General features: G+C 41.4%; 1 pseudogene. It reads right to left on the reverse strand.

From position 1 onward, the window contains the following. A pseudogene (locus AAEY68_RS20640) lies at positions 1-1,060 on the reverse strand (IS3 family transposase); the annotation flags it as partial. Between the last annotated feature and the right edge of the window lie 62 nt (positions 1,061-1,122).

Below are 1,122 nucleotides of genomic sequence, written 5' to 3' on the forward strand. Positions count from 1 at the left end.
ACGCTATATTTAGCATCTATAAAATTTCCATATCCAACCTTTGGCATCCATTCCGTTTTAAAGCTTCTAAAAAATCGCTCCATTGGTGCATTATCCCAACAGTTTCCACGCCTACTCATACTTTGCGTAATTTTATAACGCCATAAACGTTGGCGATATTTTAAACTTGTATAATGACTACCTTGGTCTGAATGAAACATCAGCCCTGTTGGTTTTCCTCTGCTTTCATACGCGAGTTCAAGCGCTTTTAGCGTTAAATTAGTATCTGGCGACAACGACATGGCCCAGCCAACTACTTTACGTGCAAATAAATCAATAACAACGGCTAAATAAGCCCAACGATTACCTACCCAAATATACGTCACATCACCACACCACACGGTATCAGGCTCAACAACATCAAATTGTCTATCAAGCAGGTTTGGAATTTCAAGGTGTTCATTACCGCCGCGTTTATATGAATGTTGAGGTACTTGGCAGCTTTCAAGCTTTAATTTAACCATTAGCTTAGCAGCACGATAACGACTCAATTCAAAATCATTGTTCGTTGCTATTGCCGCGATTGTCCGCGCCCCAGCTGAGCCACCGCTCATTGCATGTATTGCTTTAACTTCAGCCTCTAGCCTTACTTGCTCTGACGTCGGCGTTGTATCCCGTATAGCCCAATATTTATAGCTGCTACGATGCACATTGAATACGTTACACAGCACGCTAATTGGGTAACGCTCTCGTTGATTTAGTTTCTCGATTAACGAGAATTGTTCAGGGAGTCGGACATCAAGAGAGCGGTAGCCTTTTTTAATATATCCTTTTCTAATTCGATGCGTTGGATTTGCTTTTTAAGTTCGCGGATTTCAATTTGTTCGGGCGTCATTGGCGAAGCCGATGGTGTCTGGCCATTCCGCTCTTGCTTTAATTGAGTAACCCACTTACTGACGGTTGATTTACCCACCCCCATCGCTTTGGCTGCTTCTTCTTGAGTATAACTTTGGTCAACTACAAGCTGAGCTGTTTCTAATTTTATTGCTGCAGAATACGTTGCGCGTTTTAATTTCGTCATTTTTTCACCCAAATTTGTATGCTTATTAGCATAACATTTCTTTCTTAATGGGTGGCCAAAAT

Source organism: Pseudoalteromonas sp. RB2-MNA-CIBAN-0110 (assembly GCF_040309305.1).
Lineage (GTDB): Bacteria > Pseudomonadota > Gammaproteobacteria > Enterobacterales > Alteromonadaceae > Pseudoalteromonas > Pseudoalteromonas arctica.